Origin of the sequence: Planomonospora sp. ID67723 (genome assembly GCF_015711605.1) — a bacterium.
GTDB lineage: Bacteria > Actinomycetota > Actinomycetes > Streptosporangiales > Streptosporangiaceae > Planomonospora_A.
The window spans coordinates 69,003-83,927 of the sequence record NZ_JABTEZ010000007.1 but is presented as its reverse complement, the minus strand read 5'-3'; the positions used below and the strand labels follow the sequence as shown (position 1 = coordinate 83,927).

17 protein-coding genes are annotated in these 14,925 nt (G+C 71.3%); 15 read left to right on the top strand and 2 right to left on the bottom strand.

The features are described 5' to 3' along the window. The first annotated feature begins 1 nt into the window (after position 1). From fliG to HS041_RS37020, 7 genes are all read left to right on the top strand, one after another. Positions 2 to 1,015, top strand: coding sequence for a flagellar motor switch protein FliG (gene fliG, locus HS041_RS37050; protein WP_196445593.1), 1,014 nt, complete (start codon positions 2 to 4; stop codon positions 1,013 to 1,015). A 1-nt stretch (position 1,016) separates the two neighbouring features. Then, positions 1,017 to 1,664, top strand: a complete 648-nt coding sequence (locus HS041_RS37045; protein WP_196445592.1) for a FliH/SctL family protein — start codon at positions 1,017 to 1,019, stop codon at positions 1,662 to 1,664. Next, a complete protein-coding gene (locus tag HS041_RS37040) occupies positions 1,661 to 2,965 on the top strand; it encodes a FliI/YscN family ATPase (protein WP_196445591.1) in 1,305 nt (434 codons plus the stop codon). Before HS041_RS37045 ends, HS041_RS37040 begins: the two co-directional genes overlap by 4 nt. Positions 2,966 to 3,028: 63 nt before the next feature. Next, positions 3,029 to 3,466 carry a flagellar FliJ family protein gene (locus tag HS041_RS37035; protein ID WP_196445590.1) on the top strand — a complete coding sequence of 146 codons (438 nt, stop codon included), beginning with the start codon at positions 3,029 to 3,031 and terminating at the stop codon, positions 3,464 to 3,466. A 303-nt stretch (positions 3,467 to 3,769) separates the two neighbouring features. Then, entirely contained in the window at positions 3,770 to 4,975 is a 1,206-nt protein-coding gene (locus tag HS041_RS37030; RefSeq protein ID WP_196445589.1) for a flagellar hook-length control protein FliK, read from the top strand. A gap of 24 nt (positions 4,976 to 4,999) precedes the next feature. Next, entirely contained in the window at positions 5,000 to 5,461 is a 462-nt protein-coding gene (locus HS041_RS37025) for a flagellar hook assembly protein FlgD (protein ID WP_196445588.1), read from the top strand. 1 nt (position 5,462) lies between these two features. Then, positions 5,463 to 6,311, top strand: a complete 849-nt coding sequence (locus HS041_RS37020) for a flagellar hook-basal body complex protein (RefSeq protein WP_196445587.1) — start codon at positions 5,463 to 5,465, stop codon at positions 6,309 to 6,311. A 177-nt stretch (positions 6,312 to 6,488) separates the two neighbouring features. On the opposite strand, the gene HS041_RS37015 is transcribed toward HS041_RS37020, so the two are convergent. Together HS041_RS37015 and HS041_RS37010 are read right to left on the bottom strand one after the other, a co-directional pair. Beyond that, entirely contained in the window at positions 6,489 to 7,610 is a 1,122-nt protein-coding gene (locus tag HS041_RS37015; protein WP_196445586.1) for an epoxide hydrolase family protein, read from the bottom strand. Between the two features lie 158 nt (positions 7,611 to 7,768). After that, on the bottom strand, positions 7,769 to 8,605 hold the full coding sequence (locus HS041_RS37010) for a nitroreductase/quinone reductase family protein (protein ID WP_196445585.1): 837 nt from the start codon (positions 8,603 to 8,605) through the stop codon (positions 7,769 to 7,771). A gap of 514 nt (positions 8,606 to 9,119) precedes the next feature. Between HS041_RS37010 and HS041_RS37005 the strand changes: the two genes are divergently transcribed. From HS041_RS37005 to fliP, 8 genes are all read left to right on the top strand, one after another. Further along, positions 9,120 to 9,404 carry a flagellar FlbD family protein gene (locus HS041_RS37005; protein ID WP_196445584.1) on the top strand — a complete coding sequence of 95 codons (285 nt, stop codon included), beginning with the start codon at positions 9,120 to 9,122 and terminating at the stop codon, positions 9,402 to 9,404. Then, complete coding sequence (locus HS041_RS37000) at positions 9,405 to 10,175, top strand: motility protein A (protein ID WP_196445583.1); 771 nt, start codon at positions 9,405 to 9,407, stop codon at positions 10,173 to 10,175. It begins immediately after the preceding gene. Then, entirely contained in the window at positions 10,175 to 11,080 is a 906-nt protein-coding gene (locus HS041_RS36995; RefSeq protein ID WP_196445582.1) for an OmpA/MotB family protein, read from the top strand. Before HS041_RS37000 ends, HS041_RS36995 begins: the two co-directional genes overlap by 1 nt. 16 nt (positions 11,081 to 11,096) lie before the next feature. After that, positions 11,097 to 11,558, top strand: a complete 462-nt coding sequence (locus HS041_RS36990; protein WP_196445581.1) for a flagellar basal body-associated FliL family protein — start codon at positions 11,097 to 11,099, stop codon at positions 11,556 to 11,558. 283 nt (positions 11,559 to 11,841) lie between these two features. Continuing rightward, a complete protein-coding gene (locus HS041_RS36985; protein WP_196445580.1) occupies positions 11,842 to 12,756 on the top strand; it encodes a flagellar motor switch protein FliM in 915 nt (304 codons plus the stop codon). Beyond that, positions 12,753 to 13,484, top strand: coding sequence for a flagellar motor switch protein FliN (gene fliN, locus HS041_RS39865; protein WP_196445579.1), 732 nt, complete (start codon positions 12,753 to 12,755; stop codon positions 13,482 to 13,484). The genes HS041_RS36985 and fliN overlap by 4 nt, the downstream gene beginning before the upstream one ends. A gap of 65 nt (positions 13,485 to 13,549) precedes the next feature. Continuing rightward, positions 13,550 to 14,002 (top strand): flagellar biosynthetic protein FliO, encoded by a 453-nt coding sequence (gene fliO, locus HS041_RS36975; RefSeq protein ID WP_196445578.1) that lies wholly within the window; start codon positions 13,550 to 13,552, stop codon positions 14,000 to 14,002. Continuing rightward, positions 14,002 to 14,916, top strand: coding sequence for a flagellar type III secretion system pore protein FliP (gene fliP, locus HS041_RS36970; protein WP_196445577.1), 915 nt, complete (start codon positions 14,002 to 14,004; stop codon positions 14,914 to 14,916). The genes fliO and fliP overlap by 1 nt, the downstream gene beginning before the upstream one ends. The last annotated feature ends 9 nt before the right edge of the window (positions 14,917 to 14,925 follow it).

The following is a 14,925-nucleotide window of genomic DNA, read 5'->3' as shown; positions in this document are numbered from 1 at the left end:
CATGCCGATGACCGAGACCATGTCCGGCCTCCGCAAGGCCGCCGTCCTGCTGGTGCAGATGGGCAAGGACGACTCGGCGAAGGTGCTCTCGCAGCTGCGCGAGGGCGAGGTCGAGGAGCTGACCGCCGAGATCGTGCGGCTCGGCACCGTCGACCCCGGCGACGCCGTGGAGATCCTCTCCGAGTTCCGCGACCTGACCACCGCCTACCGCTACGCCGGGCAGGGCGGCATGGACTTCGCCCGCGAACTGCTGGAGGCGTCGCTGGGCCGGGAGCGGGCCAGCCAGATCGTCGAGCGGCTCTCGGCCTCCCTGGTCGACCTGCCCTTCAGCTTCCTGCAGCGGGCCGACCCCCGTCAGGTGCTCTCGTTCGTCCAGGACGAGCACCCGCAGCTCATCGCGCTGGTGCTGGCGCACCTTCCGGCGCACCTGGGCGCGCAGATCCTCTCGGGGCTCAGCGCCACCCTGCAGGCCGACGTGGCGCACCGCATCGCGGTGATGGACCGCACCTCGCCGGACATCATCCGCCAGGTGGAGTCGATGCTGGAGCGCAAGCTCTCCTCGGTGCTCCAGCCGTCCGACCTGTCGGCGGTGGGCGGTCTCCAGCCGCTGGTGGACATCATCAACCGCGCGGACCGCGTCACCGAGCGCCTGATCCTCGAGGGCCTGGAGGGGCGCAGCCCCGAGCTCGCCGAAGAGGTCCGCAGCCGGATGTTCATGTTCGAGGACGTCGTCCACCTCGACGACCGCGCCGTCCAGCTCGTGGTCCGGCAGGTCGAGACCGCCGACCTGGCCACCGCGCTCAAGGGCGTCGGCCAGGACGTGCTCGACAAGATCACGCGCAACCTGTCCGAGCGGGCCGCCGAGAACCTCGTCGAGGAGATCGAGCTGCTCGGCCCGGTGCGGCTGCGCACGGTCGAGGAGGCCCAGGCCAAGATCGTCCACGCGATCCGGGCCCTGGAGGAATCAGGTCAAATCATGATTCGTCGAGGGGATGAGGATGAGTTCGTCGCCTGAAATGGTTGTACGAGGAGCACAGGCGCGAACCTTCAGCACGGCGCGGTTCGCCACCGACTTCAACGTCGTCACCAACGTCCCGGCCGAGGTCATCGAGCGGACCCGGGCCGAAGCCCAGGCCACCGGCTACGCAGAGGGCTGGGCCCAGGGCCGCGAGGAGGCCCGCCAGGCCGCCGCGGCCGAGGTCCGGGACGAGGCCGAGCGCGTCGCCCGGGCCGAGGCCCGCAAGATCGCCCGGCTGGAGAGCGCTCTGGCTGCGATCACCGCTTCGGCTGACCGGCTGGAGCGACAGACCGCCCCGGCCGCCGCCGAAATCGAGGAGCTCATCGTTCAGACCGCCTACACCCTCGCCGAGGCCGTGCTCGGCAGGGAGATCGCCCACAGCCCCGAGCCCGGCCGCGAGGCCCTCACCCGGGCACTGGAGCTGGTGCCCGAGAACCACCCCGTGCTCGTCCGGCTGAGCCCCGCCGACCACGCCGCCATCGTCGGTGCGGGGCAGAACAGCTTCGACATGGACGGCCGGAACGTGACCATGGTCGTCGACGCCCGGCTGAAGCCCGGCGACGCCGTCGCCGAGTGCGACGCGACCGCCGTCGACGCCCGCCTGTCCACCGCCCTCGACCGCGTCAAGGAGGCCCTGGGCCTGTGATCTCGCTGCTCAACTCCCGCATCACCGCCGCCGCCCAGGCCGCGAGGCCCGTCGTGACCGGCCGCGTCTCCGCCGTGATCGGCCTGTCGGTCACCGTGGAGGGCGTGTCCGGCAAGGTGGGCGACCTGGTGTACCTCGGGGAGGGCCTCGCCGCGGTCCCCGCCGAGGTGGTCGCGCTCGACAGCGGGCGGCTGAGCTGCCTGCCTCTGGGCCCCCTGACCGGCATCGGGGTGGGCAGCCCCGTCATCGCCACCGGTGACGCGCTGCGGATCCCGGTCGGCGAGGCGCTGCGCGGACGGGTCCTGGACGGCCTCGGCCGCCCGCTCGACGGCGGCCCCTCCCTGGCCGGGCTGGAGATGGTCCCGGTGGAGAACGAGCCGCCGCCGGCCCTGCAGCGCCGTCGCATCTCCGAGCCCATGCCGCTGGGCGTGCGCGCCATGGACACCATGATCACCGTCGGCAACGGGCAGCGTCTCGGCATCTTCGCCGGCTCCGGCGTCGGCAAGTCCAGCCTCATGTCCATGATCACCCGCGGCACCGAGGCGGAGATCACCGTGGTGGCCCTGGTCGGCGAGCGCGGCCGCGAGGTCCGGGAGTTCCTGGAGAACGACCTGGGGCCCGAGGGACTGGCCCGATCCGTCGTGATCGTGGCCACCTCCGACCAGCCCCCCATGGTCCGCCTGCGGGCCTGCTTCGTGGCCACCCGGATCGCCGAGTGGTTCCGCGACCAGGGCCGTGACGCCCTGCTGCTGATGGACAGCCTCACCCGGGCCGCCATGGCCCAGCGCGAGGTCGGCCTCTCGGCCGGCGAGCCCCCGGCGACCCGCGGCTACCCGCCGTCGGTGTTCGCGATGCTCCCCCGGCTGCTGGAGCGGGCCGGACCCGGCGTCAACGGCAGCATCACCGGCCTGTACACGGTCCTCGTCGACGGCGACGACCACAACGAGCCGATCGCCGACGCGGCCCGCTCGATCCTGGACGGCCACGTCGTCCTCGACCGCCGCCTGGCGACCGCCGGGCACTTCCCGACGATCGACGTCCTGGAGTCGGTCTCCCGTGTCGCCGGTGCGGTGACCAGCCGCGAGCAGCGCTCGGACGCGACCGCGTTGCGCCGCCTGATGGCCGCCCACCGCGACATCCGCGAGCTGGTGGAGATCGGTGCCTACGTGCCCGGCACCAACCCCGACGCCGACCTGGCGCGTGCGCTCTGGCCGCGCATCGAGGCCTTCCTGCGTCAGGACATGGACGACCAGACCCCGGCCGCGGAGGCCTGGGACTCACTGCGGGCCCTGCTGGGCTGAAGGGCCGCTCCCGCCGCCCCTTCCCCGGTCCGAAGCACTGAACCTCCACACTGAGGAGTCTCGATGAGCCGATTCCGGTTGTCCTCGATCCTGCGGGCCCGCAAGGCCCAAGAAGACGCCGCCAAGGGCGGCGTGCTCCGGGCCCGGGCCGAGGCCAGAGCCGCCGCCCAGCGGACCGAGCAGCAGGCGGTCGAGCTGCAGAACCGGATGATCATGCCGGACCCGTCCGACGCCGCCGCTTTCGTCGCGGCGATGGCCGCGCGCCGTGCGATCGCCGGCGAGCTGTCCATCCGGCGGCAGCAGGCCGAGGAGGCCGAGCGGCGGGTCGGTGCCAAGGTGGAGAACTGGAGCGCCGCCTCCCAGCGCCGCCGGATGGTGGAGAAGCTGGCCGAGCGGCACGAGACCGCCCGCCGCCAGGCCGATGCCGCGGCCGACCAGCGCGCCGTCGACGACCTTTCGACCACGCGCAGGCCGCAGACGGGCCGAGGGACCGGCCGTTGAGCATCGCGGAGACCGCGGCGGTCCCGCTCGCGGTTCCGCCCTCCCCGACCGGCGCCGGGTACGGCATGCGCGGCGAACCGCCGGCCGGATCCGGACCGGACACGGCACGGCCGTGATCGGCTCCAACGGAATGGACGTTTTGCCGCAGGTGCCGTGCGGTGCTGCCGATGAGCTGAGTACCGGCTTGTCCGCTCAGGTCCAGGCCTACCGCAGCACCATCCAGTCGACCGTGAACGGCATCGGATAACAGGAGAGACGATCTTGACCGTGCCTTCGATCCCCCTCGCGGGGAGCCCGTCGCCGATGACGGCGCCCTCAGGCGCCTCCGGTGAGGGGCAGACGGGCCAGAACGGGGCGGGAGACGCCTTCGCCGCCCTGCTCGCCCTCCTCGCGGGCGGCGGGCCGCTGCCGCAGGGAGTCCTCCCCGGCCTCGACGTCCCCACCGGCTCCACCGGCTCGGCCCAGACGACGGCCCCGGTCGCCACGACCGCCTCATTCCCGGCGCAGACCCTGTTCGCCGCCCAGGCGCAGGGCCTGGTCCTGTCGGCGGGCCAGGAGCAGGGCGTCCCGCTCCTCCCGGCCCAGCTCACCGGCCAGCTCGCCGGCCAGCTCGGCCTTCCGGCGGCCGGGCAGCTCTCGGCGGAGGGGGCGCAGGCCGTGCCCGCCGCGCTCCTGGCCGGAGCATCCACCACGACGGCCACCGACGCCGCGGCCCTCACCGCGCTCGCGGCGGCCGCCAACGCCAACGCCAACGCCGGCACCGACGTCAGCACGGGCACCGACGCGCTCATCGCGCAGTCCACCGCCTCCGCCGTACCGGCCGCCGACGCCGCTCCGGCCGACCCGCAGCAGCCGCAGGCCGCGACGGGCCCGGTCGCCACCGCCCCGGCCCAGACCGCGGGCTCCGGCGCAGGCATGGGAACGGGGACGGGCGAGGACGGCTCCCGCCGCTCCGACACCGGGTCCGGACCGGTGGCCGAGGCCACCGCCCCGGCCGTGCCGGCCGCACCCCAGTCCTTCGCCACCACCCAGGCCGCCGCGGTGGAGCGCGTCTCCGCGCCCGCTCCCCAGCAGCCCGCCCCTCCCGCCTCGCAGATCGCGGTCCACGTGCTGCCGCTGCGTCAGGACCCGGACGGGATCCACCGGCTCACCATCCACCTGCACCCCGTCGATCTCGGCCCGATCAGCGTCGTCGCCGAGCTTCGCAACGGCGCGGTGCACCTGCAGCTCGCGGGGACCAGCGACGTCGCCTTCGACGCGCTCCGCTCGGCGCTGCCGGACCTGAAGCAGGAGCTGGAGGAGGGCGGCTTCTCCTCCTGCACCCTGGACCTGCAGCGCGAGGCTCCGAACGGCGGTCAGCCCGGCCAGGACCGGCGGGCGCTCGACCAGCAGGGACCGGCCTCCGGTGGGAGTGCCCAGGCGGGCCGTACCGGGGACGCCTTCGCCGCCCCCGCCGACGAGCCTCCGCCCGTCCGCCCCGGTTCCCGTCTGCTCAATGTCCGTCTCTGATCCGTCTCCCGCAAGGAATCGCACGTGACCAACTCCGTGGGTGGGGCGACGTCCCCGATCACCGCCGCCACGACCGCCACGTCCGCCGCGGCCCCGTCGGCGACGGGCAACAGCCAGCTCGACAAGGACACCTTCCTCAAGCTGCTCGTGGCCCAGATGCGCTACCAGGACCCGAGCAAGCCGGCCGACACCTCCCAGTTCCTCTCACAGACGGCGCAGTTCACCGAGGTCGAGCGGATGGAGCAGCTCGTCAAGCAGCAGGGCGACCTGCTGGCGGCCCAGCTCCAGCTCTCGGCCAGCAACCTCGTCGGCAAGACCATCGGCTACACCGGACCAGACGGCACGGACGCCGTCGGTGTGGTCACCTCCGCCTCGTTCGGCAGCACCCCGACCCTGCGGGTCGGGAACACGGATGTACCGCTGTCTTCGGTCAAGGAAGTCACCAGCGCCGGCCGGCCCGGCACCGAATCCACCGAAGGAAACTGAAATGCTTCGCTCCCTGTACTCGGGCATCAGCGGCCTGCGCGTCCACCAGACGATGATGGACGTGACCGGTAACAACATCGCCAACGTCAACACCACCGGCTTCAAGTCGTCCCAGACCACGTTCCAGGACACCCTGAGCCAGATGATGCGCGCCGCGGGCGCCCCGCAGGTCGCCGACGGCGTGAACCAGGCCGCCGGTGGTTCCAACCCGGCGCAGGTCGGCCTGGGCGTGCGCCTGGCCGGCATCGAGACCAACTTCGGCCAGGGCGCGGCGCAGACCACCGGCCGCAAGACCGACCTGATGGTCCAGGGCGACGGCTTCTTCGTCGTGCAGAACGGCGCCGAGCAGCTCTACACCCGGGCGGGCTCGTTCAGCTTCGACGCCAACGGCACCATGGTCACCCCCGACGGCAACTTCGTCCTCGGCTGGAACACCGCCGACGGCACCTTCGACACGACCGACCCGGTGACGCCCGTGCAGCTGCCGATGGACGGCTCCCTGGAGTCCTACACCATCTCCCAGGACGGCACCCTCGTCGGTGTCATGACCGACGGCACCAAGCGCCCGATCGCCCGGGTCGCCATGGGCAACTTCGTGAACCCGGGTGGTCTGGAGAAGGCCGGCGGCTCGACCTACCGCGCCACCGTGAACTCCGGTGACGCCGCGGTCGGCACCGCGGGCACCGGCGGCATGGGCCTGATGCAGACCGGCGCGCTGGAGATGTCCAACGTCGACCTCGGTCAGGAGTTCACCAACCTGATCATCTCCCAGCGCGGTTTCCAGGCCAACACCAAGGTGATCAGCACCTCCGACGAGCTGCTGAACGACCTGGTCAACCTCAAGCGCTAGTCTGCGCCTCCCCGCATGCGGGGATCGCACCGGCCCCGGGCACGCACCGCACGCGTGCCCGGGGCCTTTCGCTTCACCCGCGCGGTGCCGTACGGCGGCGCGGAGATCGCGGTCTGAAAGGGCCGTGCCCCGGAGCCCGCTCGGAAGCGAGGTCATCCGGGGCACACGCCGGTCGTCTCACTTGCGGTGGTTCTCGAAGAAGGCGCGGACGTCGTCGGCGAACAGGCCGGGCTGCTCGGCCGAGAGGAAGTTGCCGCCCCGGGGGAGCTCCGTCCAGTGGACGACGGGCGCGTCCCGCTCCGCGTACCGGCGGACCGTGATGTCGGTGACGCCGAGGGCGACGCCCAGCGGCACGGCCGACTTCTCCTTCGGGGCCCACGCCGACGGGTCGTGCGCGCCCTCCCAGTAGACGTTGGCCGACGAGCCCGCCGTCCCGGTGAACCAGTACAGGCTCACGTTGGTCAGCAGCAGATCGCGGTCGACCGCGTCCTCGGGCAGCTCGGCCGACGGGTCCGTCCACTCCTTGAACTTCTCGACGATCCAGGCCAGCTGTCCCACCGGCGAGTCGTGCAGGCCGAAGGCCAGGGTCTGCGGCCGGGTCGACTGGATGGCGTTGAAGCCCATCTTGTCGTCGCGGAACTCCTGCAGCCGCTGCAGGCGCTCCTGCTCGGCCGGGGTCAGGTCCGCGAAGTCCGCCGGGTCGTCCGAGGGGAAGGTCACATGGCCGTTGACGTGGACGCCGATGACGTGGGACGGGGCCTGGCGGCCCATCTCCACCGCGATCCAGCCGCCTCCGCCGGTGCCCTGGACGCCGTAGCGGTCGTAGCCGAGGCGAGCCATGATCTCGTTGAAGGCGGCGGCCGCCTTGCCGGTGTTCCAGCCGGGCGCCGTCAGCGGGCCCGAGAAGCCGACGCCGGGGTTGCTGGCGAGCACGACGTGGAAGTCGGCGGAGAGGGCCTCGATCACCGGCAGGTAGAGGACGAACGACGCCGGCCAGTCGTGCGTGATCAGCAGCGGGACCGCGTCCGGGTTGGCGGAGCGGACGTGCGCGAAGTGCAGGGTCTGGCCGTCGACCTCCGTCAGGAACTGCGGCAGCTCGTTGAGGCGGGCCTCCGCGGCGCGCCAGGAGTAGCCGTCGGCCCAGTACTGCGCCAGGCCGCGCAGGTAGTCGACCGGCACGCCGCGCGACCAGCCCTGGCCGGGGATCTCGGTGCCCCAGCGGGCGCGGACGAGCCGGTCGCGGAGGTCGTCGACGTCGGCCTGAGGGATCTCGATGCGGAAGGGGCGGATCGCGCTCATGCTCAGTCCTCACGTCCGGGAACAGAATGTTTCGTTCTGTTCCAGAATAGCAGATCGGAATGATCTGTTCCACTATTTGCGGAAGGCGGCGAACCGCGCTCCGGGTGCGGTCGTACGGCAGGCGCCTGCCGTACGACCGGATTCAGGACGGCGTCGGTTCAGGAGGCCGGGGCGTCGAGGATCGGGATCAGCTGCTCCTCCTCGTAGGTCAGGTGGCTCTCCAGCGCATCGGTGAGCCGCTCGACCTCGGAGAGCACCAGCAGCGGGTCGGCGCCCTCGGCGGAGATGACCTTCTGCAGGTCGTCGAGGAGAGCCGCGATCTTCAGGTGCTCCTCGCCCAGCCGGTCCAGGACCGGGGCGAGCTCGGGGCGCTGCCCGGCGAGGGCCGGGAACATCCCGGCGTCCTCGTTGGTGTGGTGGTGGTGCAGCCCCCGGCAGAAGGTCAGGCAGTTCACCCGGAGCTGGGCGCCCAGGCCGGGGCCCGATTCGGCGATCTCCTTGCGGATCAGGGCGAGTTCCCGGCGGAACGCGTCGTGGATCAGCTTGAGGGCCGCGCCCCACGACGACGCGTTCGGCGGCCCGCCCGCGACCTGCCGGAGGGCGACCACGGGGATGACCCGCGAGGTCTTGGCCTGGTAGTCGGCCCACGCGGGGTCGGCCTCGACGGCGCGGGCGAAGGCCTGGTCGCGCTCGGCGCCCTGAAGGACGACGGCCTCGGCCTCGTAGGTGAAGACGCCGTCCTCGACGGTGACGCGGGGGTCGGCCACCAGGTTGTGGAACCAGGCGGGGTGGTTCGGCGCGCCGCCGGCCGAGGCGATGATCAGGACCCGCTCGCCGCCGTCGGGGAAGTAGCCGACCGGGGTCGTGTGCCGGGTGCCGGACCGTGCTCCGGTGGTGGTCAGCAGCAGCAGCCGGGCCCCCTCGAACATGCCGCCGACACGTCCTTGGTTGGCGCGGAACTCTTCGATGATCTGCTGGTTGAAATCGTTCGGCATTCTCTGCTTTCTGGTCGGGATCGGTGGTCCCGCGGGCCGTTCGCGGGCATGACGGACAACCGCCCGGCGGGCGGTAAGGGCTCACCACGGGCGGCCTCGGCCGTGGTGCAGGAGTGGTGGCGTGCGGAAACCAGGGGGGCGGCGAAGGCTCGCCGTGCATCCGGCGGGCTCGCCGACGGTCCCCGGAAGCGGCGGCGGCGCGCCGCCGAGCACGTGGAGACCTCACGCGGGAGGCGCGGGAGGAGAGAAGAAGGCGGACCTCTGGGCCGCCCGGCGCTCACTCGGCGGCCGGGTGCCCTACTCGTCGTTGGCCCATGGCCGACCCGGCAGTCACGTTTTCGATCTTAGTGCCACGACCGTGCCGGGGGCAACGCCGAAACCGGGCGGTCCGCGCGGACGGGGACCTCGGCCGCCGTGTTTCCTCAGGCGGGACCGGCGGCGGCCGATGGGGAAGACAGCGCGGTTCAGGGATGGCCGCTCGCTGCCCGCCGACGACTTCAAGGGACGGACCCCAGTGATACTTCTTACGCGCCTCAACGGGCCGGAGTTCGCACTGAACCCGGACCTGATCGAGCGAGCCGACCAGACTCCCGACACGGTGATCACTCTCGTGGACGGGACCAAGTACATCATCGCGGAGTCCCTGAGCGAGTTCCTCGGCCTGGTGCGCCGTTACCGCGCCGAGCTGATCGCCGACGCCGAGATCCTCGTCTCCTCGGGCACGCACCGCCTGCCGTCCACCGGTTCCGCCGAATCCGATCAGGCGCGTGTCGTGCGCCTCCACCGGCAGGAGCGATAAATGGATCCGGCAACCCTGGCAGGTATCGGCATCGCCGTCGTCTCCATGCTGGCGATGATGCTGCTCGAGGGCGCCGACCCGATGTCGATCATGCTCCCGGCCCCGCTCATCCTGGTCTTCGGCGGCACCTTCGGTGTGGCGATGGCCGGCGGCGTCCTGCGCGACAGCCTCGGCATCGGCAAGCAGATCCAGCGGGCCATCAAGTCCAAGCCGGTGCCCGGCACCGAGCTGGTCGAGTCGATCGTCAAGCTCGCCGAGCGCGCCCGCCGCGAGGGCCTGCTGGCCCTGGAGGACGCGATCAAGGAAGTGGAGGAGCCGTTCCTCCGCCGCGGCCTGGAGCTGGCCATCGACGGCACCGACCCCGAGGAGCTCCGGGAGATCCTGGAGGCCGAGGTCGAGGCCAAGCGCAAGGCCGACAAGTCCGGCGCCAAGATCTTCACCGACATGGGCGGCTACGCCCCCACGATCGGCATCATCGGCACCGTCATCAGCCTCGTGCTGGTCCTGGAGAACCTCAGCGACCCCTCGAAGCTCGGACACATGATCGGCGCCGCGTTCGTCGCGACGCTGTGGGGCGTGTTCAGCGCCAACGTGATCTGGCTGCCCATCGGCAACCGGCTCAAGCGCCTCAGCGAGCTGGAGTGCGCCCAGATGGAACTGACCATCGAGGGCATCGCCAACATCCAGGCCGGCACCAACCCGCGCCTGGTCTCGCAGAAGCTCAGGAGCCTGCTTCCCCCGGGTGAGGCCGAGGAGAAGAAGGCCGCCTGATGAGCACCAAGGTCCGCCGACACAAGAAGCACGCGGGAGGCCATGAGGAGGAGGCGCACGCCGACGAGCGCTGGCTGGTCACCTATGGCGACATGCTGACCGTGCTGATGGCCCTGTTCATCGTGCTGTTCGCCATGAGCCAGGTCGACCAGAACAAGTTCAACGCGCTCAAGTCGAGCCTGTCGATGGCCTTCGGCAACCCCTCGGTCACCTTCGCCGCACCGGGCTCTGCGGTGGCCGGCGACGCCGGCGGCGGCGACTCGGCCCCCATGGACATCTCCGCCCCGGCCACCAAGGAAGAGAAGGAGGAGGCGGAGAAGCAGGCCCGTGCCGCCCTCGCCGCCCTCGACCGTGCCAAGGCCTCCGCCCGCGCGAAGAACGCGGAGAAGGAGGTCGAGAAGTTCGACCGGATCAAGAAGAAGATCCAGGCGGCGCTGAACAAGCAGAACGCCTCCGACAGCGTGCAGTTCCGCGTCGACGAGCGCGGCCTGGTCGTCACCGTCGTCACCAGCTCCGTCGTGTTCGGCAACAACAGCGCCACGCTGCTGTCGGACGGCCGCAGGATCATCGACGCGATCGCTCCGGCCCTGCGCACCGAGAAGAACAAGATCGAGGTCGACGGGCACACCAACTGGCTGCCGGTGAACTCGGGCCCGTACCCGTCGAACTGGGAGCTGTCGACCGCGCGGGCCTCCACGGTGGTCCGCAGGCTGATCACCAGGGGCCTTCCCGCCTCGCGGGTGAACGCCTCCGGCTACGCCGACCAGCGACCGCTCTACCCCGACACCGACCCCCGGTCGGTGACGCTGAACCGCCGGGTCGAGGTGGTCGTCCTGTCCGACCTCGACGCCCAGACCAAGGCGCTGCTGCCCGCCGCCGCGGGCGTGCCCAGCACGAGCCACTGACACCCAGGAGAGAACCATGGCCACCGCAAAGCTCAAGGCCGCGCCCGACGCCGAGGAGGCGAAGGACGGCGGCAAGAAGTCGAAGAAGAAGCTCTTCATCATCGCCGGAGCCGTACTCGTCGTCGTGGCGGCCGCGGCGGCCTACTTCCTGCTCTTCGCCGGGAGCGGGGAGCCGGCGGAGGAGCCCAAGCCGGAGCCCGGCGCCGTCGCGGCGCTGGACGCGATCACCATCAACCTGGCCGACGGGCACTTCCTCAAGCTCAAACTGGCCCTGCAGGCGACCAAGGAAGTCAAGGAGGCGCCTGACGGCAGCAAGGCCCTGGACCTGGCCATCAACCAGTTCAGCAACAGGCCGGTCGACGAGCTCTCCTCGGACAAGGCGCGCAACCTGGCCAAGAAGGAACTGCTGGAGAAGGTGGAGAAGGCCTACGAGGGCGAGGTCATGGACATCTACTTCACCGAGTTCGTGATGCAGTAGGCGCCCGCCGTACCACCTGCCCGGGCCGGCCGGCCCGGGCAGGACCACCCGGGCCGGCCGGCCCGCGAGACCCCCTCACACCCGCCGCACCGGGCGGAAAGGAGCACCTGAAGCAGGGAGAGAACAGAACATCGGCGGGGCGCGGCCCCGCGGGACACGGGACCCTCCGTCACGAGGTGAACCCGATTTCCGGCATTTCCTCATACGGGGAGAAGCGTCGCCGATGGGTGTTTCCGTGAGCGAGACGCAGACTTCGGCCCCGACGCATCGCCTGCTAGGACGCGTGTCCCGACGGGCGAAGACCTCTGAGCCGCACACCTACGACTTCCGCCGTCCGATCAAGCTGTCGCGTGAGCACACCCGCACGCTTCAGATCGCCTACGAGACCTTCGCCCGCCAGTACACGACGCTGCTCACCTCCACGCTGCGCGTCGTGTCGCAGGTGTCGCTGGTCTCCATCCAGCAGCTCACCTACGACGAGTACATCTCCGGCCTGTCCAACCCGACCATCGTCGCCACGCTGACCCTGGACCCGCTGCCCGGCGCGGCCATCATGGAGTTCTCGCTCAGCAGCGCGATGGCCAGCATCGACCACATGCTCGGCGGCCCCGGCGGCCCCCAGATCGAGCGCCCGCTGACCGACATGGAGCTCCCGCTCCTGCGCGACCTGCTCAACCGGGTCCTGGACGAGATGCACTACGCCTTCGAGTCCATCACCGACTTCCGGCCGATGCTGGGCGCGATCGACTACAACCCGCAGTTCGTCCAGGCCGCGGCCCCCGCCGACGCCGTCATCGTGGCCACCTTCACGATGGCCGTGGGCAGCGAGGAATGCCTGATGACGTTCTGCCTGCCGTTCACCTCGATCTTCCCCAAGCTCCAGAGCAGCGGCACCGACATCACGCTCAGCGACTCCCAGCGCAAGACGCGCGAGGACGCCCACCGCAGCATGGTCGCCGCGCTCGGCACCACGCCCATCGAGGTCGCCGTCCGCTTCGACTCGGTCCAGCTCAGGCCCGACCAGATCGTCAAGCTGGAGCCGGGCGACGTCGTGCCGCTCAGCCACGCGGTGACGGCCCCGCTGACGGTGACCGCCGCCGACATCATCTTCGCCCACGCAGTGCCCGGCAGCCAGGGTCCGCGCCTTGCCTGCCTCGTCGTGCCCACGCCGCAGAACGAAACGGAAGTCCAGTCATGACCACCACGATCACCGTCGCCCCGCGCGTGGCCTTCGCCCTCGACGCGGCCGAGGCCGCCCTGGCCCTGCTGCCCGCCGGCGGAACCCTGGAGGCCGGCGCGCCCGTCACCTCCATCCCCGCCGAGATCCCGGCCGGTCAGGCCGTGTGCGCCCGCTTCTCCGGCAGCGTCCAGGGTGAGGTCGCGGTCGTCGTCGGCCAGGACCTGGTCGACGCACTGAAGGACAGCCCGCTCGGCGAGCTCGACCTGGCCAAGGCCGTGCAGCCCGCCCTGGAGGCGGCCGCCAAGGTGCTGGGCCCGGTCGTCGTCGCCCCCGCCCAGGCCGTCGAGACCCAGGTCGGCCTCGGCGCGCTCGCCAACCGCGGCGAGGCCATCTTCGTGCCGCTGCTGGAGGACGGCGACGTGCGCGCCGTCCTGGCCCTGGTCGCCCTCCCGTGGCCGGCGGCTCCCGGCGCCGCTCCCGCCGCCTCCGCCCGCAAGGGCGGCCTGGAGATGCTCCACGGCGTGGAGATGAGCGTCACCGCCGAGCTCGGCCGCACCCGGATGACCGTCCGCGAGCTGCTGTCGCTGGCCCCCGGCGCCGTGGTCGAGCTCGACCGCGCCGCGGGAAGCCCCGTCGACCTGCTCGTCAACGGCCGCCTGGTCGCCCGGGGAGAGGTCGTCGTCATCGACGAGAACTTCGGCATCCGCATCACCGAGATCATCGCGCCCACCGGCGACCGGCCGTAACCGGCCACAGCGGGGAGCACCCCGCCCCGACGACCGAGACCGCCCCCTTCTAGGAGCAGCCCGAAATGATCGAGACCGTCCTGAGAATCACGTTCTCGCTCCTGGTGGTCCTCCTCCTGGTGTGGGGGCTGTCCAAGGTCGCCCGCAAGCCGCTGGCCGGCCGCGGCGGAGGACACCTCTCCGTGATCGCCCGCCAGCAGTTGACCCGCAACTCCTCGGTGGCCATCGTCCGGGTGACCGACCGGGCCCTGGTGCTCGGCGTCACCGAAGGCCAGGTCACCCTCCTGACGGAGACGGACCTGGAGGCCCTGGAGGCCGCAGCCGAGCAGCGCGGGCAGGCCGAGGAGCGCATCCCGGTCTCCCTGTCGGCCGCCGCCACGACAGCCGCCTCCTCTCCGGCTGACGACGCGGCGGCCGCCCAGGGCCCCTTCAAGGGCCCCCTGGCAGGCTCCGCGCTCTCGCCCCAGACCTGGAAGAGCGCCCTGGAAATGCTCCGCGAACGGACGGCTCGTAACTGATGAAGCGGATCCTCAGCCTGGCCGTGACCGGCCTGGCCGTGGCCGGCACGCTCGTGCTCGGCGCCTCGGCCGCCTCGGCGGACGCCCTGGCCACCCAGCCGGTACGGCAGGCGGCCCCGGCCGTCTCCGCCCCCGCCGCTTCGGCCCCCGCCTCGGCCCAGACGGCCGACGCGCCCGCCGCCCTGGCCGCCCCCGTCCTGGCCTCGCCCTCCGGCCCGGGCGGCGCCAAGGGGCCGAAGGGCCCCAGCGACGACACGCTCACCATCGACCTCAACGGCGTCAACGGCAAGCCGAGCCAGTCCATCGTCCTGATGCTGGGCATGACGGTGCTCTCCGTCGCCCCGGCGATCCTGCTGCTGTGCACCAGCTTCACCAAGATCTTCGTGGTGCTGAGCATCACGCGCAACGCCCTCGGCCTGTCCAACGTCCCGCCCAACCAGGTGCTGGCCGGCCTGGCCATCTTCATCAGCCTGTTCATCATGGGGCCGGTCGCCTCCGAGGTGAACGACAAGGCCATCCAGCCCTACATCAAGGGCGAGAAGAGCGTCTCGCAGGCCGTCGAGGCCGGCACCCCGCCGGTGCGCGAGTTCCTGACGAAGCACACCCGCAAGGACGACCTGGCGCTGTTCACCAAGGTCTCCGGCCAGGGCAAGCCCGCCAACGCCGACGCCGTGCCGATGACCACCCTGATCCCCGCGTTCGTGCTCTCGGAGCTGCGCGCCGCGTTCATCATCGGGTTTGTCATCTATATACCGTTCCTCATCATCGACCTGGTCATCTCGGCCGCCCTGATGTCGATGGGCATGATGATGCTCCCGCCGGTCACGGTGGCGATGCCCTTCAAGCTCCTGCTTTTCGTACTCGTCAACGGCTGGGGACTCATCGTGACGTCCCTGGTCGGCAGTTACCAGTGAGGATCTGAA

Bases quoted from the DNA above. Each gene is read 5' to 3' on its own strand.
- fliG (WP_196445593.1), top strand. From the start codon at position 2: ATGCCGATGACCGAGACCATGTCCGGCCTCCGCAAGGCCGCCGTCCTG.
- HS041_RS37045 (WP_196445592.1), top strand. From the start codon at position 1,017: ATGGTTGTACGAGGAGCACAGGCGCGAACCTTCAGCACGGCGCGGTTC.
- HS041_RS37035 (WP_196445590.1), top strand. From the start codon at position 3,029: ATGAGCCGATTCCGGTTGTCCTCGATCCTGCGGGCCCGCAAGGCCCAA.
- HS041_RS37030 (WP_196445589.1), top strand. From the start codon at position 3,770: ATGACGGCGCCCTCAGGCGCCTCCGGTGAGGGGCAGACGGGCCAGAAC.
- HS041_RS37020 (WP_196445587.1), top strand. From the start codon at position 5,463: ATGCTTCGCTCCCTGTACTCGGGCATCAGCGGCCTGCGCGTCCACCAG.
- HS041_RS37015 (WP_196445586.1), bottom strand. From the start codon at position 7,610: ATGAGCGCGATCCGCCCCTTCCGCATCGAGATCCCTCAGGCCGACGTC.
- HS041_RS37010 (WP_196445585.1), bottom strand. From the start codon at position 8,605: ATGCCGAACGATTTCAACCAGCAGATCATCGAAGAGTTCCGCGCCAAC.
- HS041_RS37000 (WP_196445583.1), top strand. From the start codon at position 9,405: ATGGATCCGGCAACCCTGGCAGGTATCGGCATCGCCGTCGTCTCCATG.
- HS041_RS36995 (WP_196445582.1), top strand. From the start codon at position 10,175: ATGAGCACCAAGGTCCGCCGACACAAGAAGCACGCGGGAGGCCATGAG.
- HS041_RS36990 (WP_196445581.1), top strand. From the start codon at position 11,097: ATGGCCACCGCAAAGCTCAAGGCCGCGCCCGACGCCGAGGAGGCGAAG.
- fliN (WP_196445579.1), top strand. From the start codon at position 12,753: ATGACCACCACGATCACCGTCGCCCCGCGCGTGGCCTTCGCCCTCGAC.
- fliO (WP_196445578.1), top strand. From the start codon at position 13,550: ATGATCGAGACCGTCCTGAGAATCACGTTCTCGCTCCTGGTGGTCCTC.
- fliP (WP_196445577.1), top strand. From the start codon at position 14,002: ATGAAGCGGATCCTCAGCCTGGCCGTGACCGGCCTGGCCGTGGCCGGC.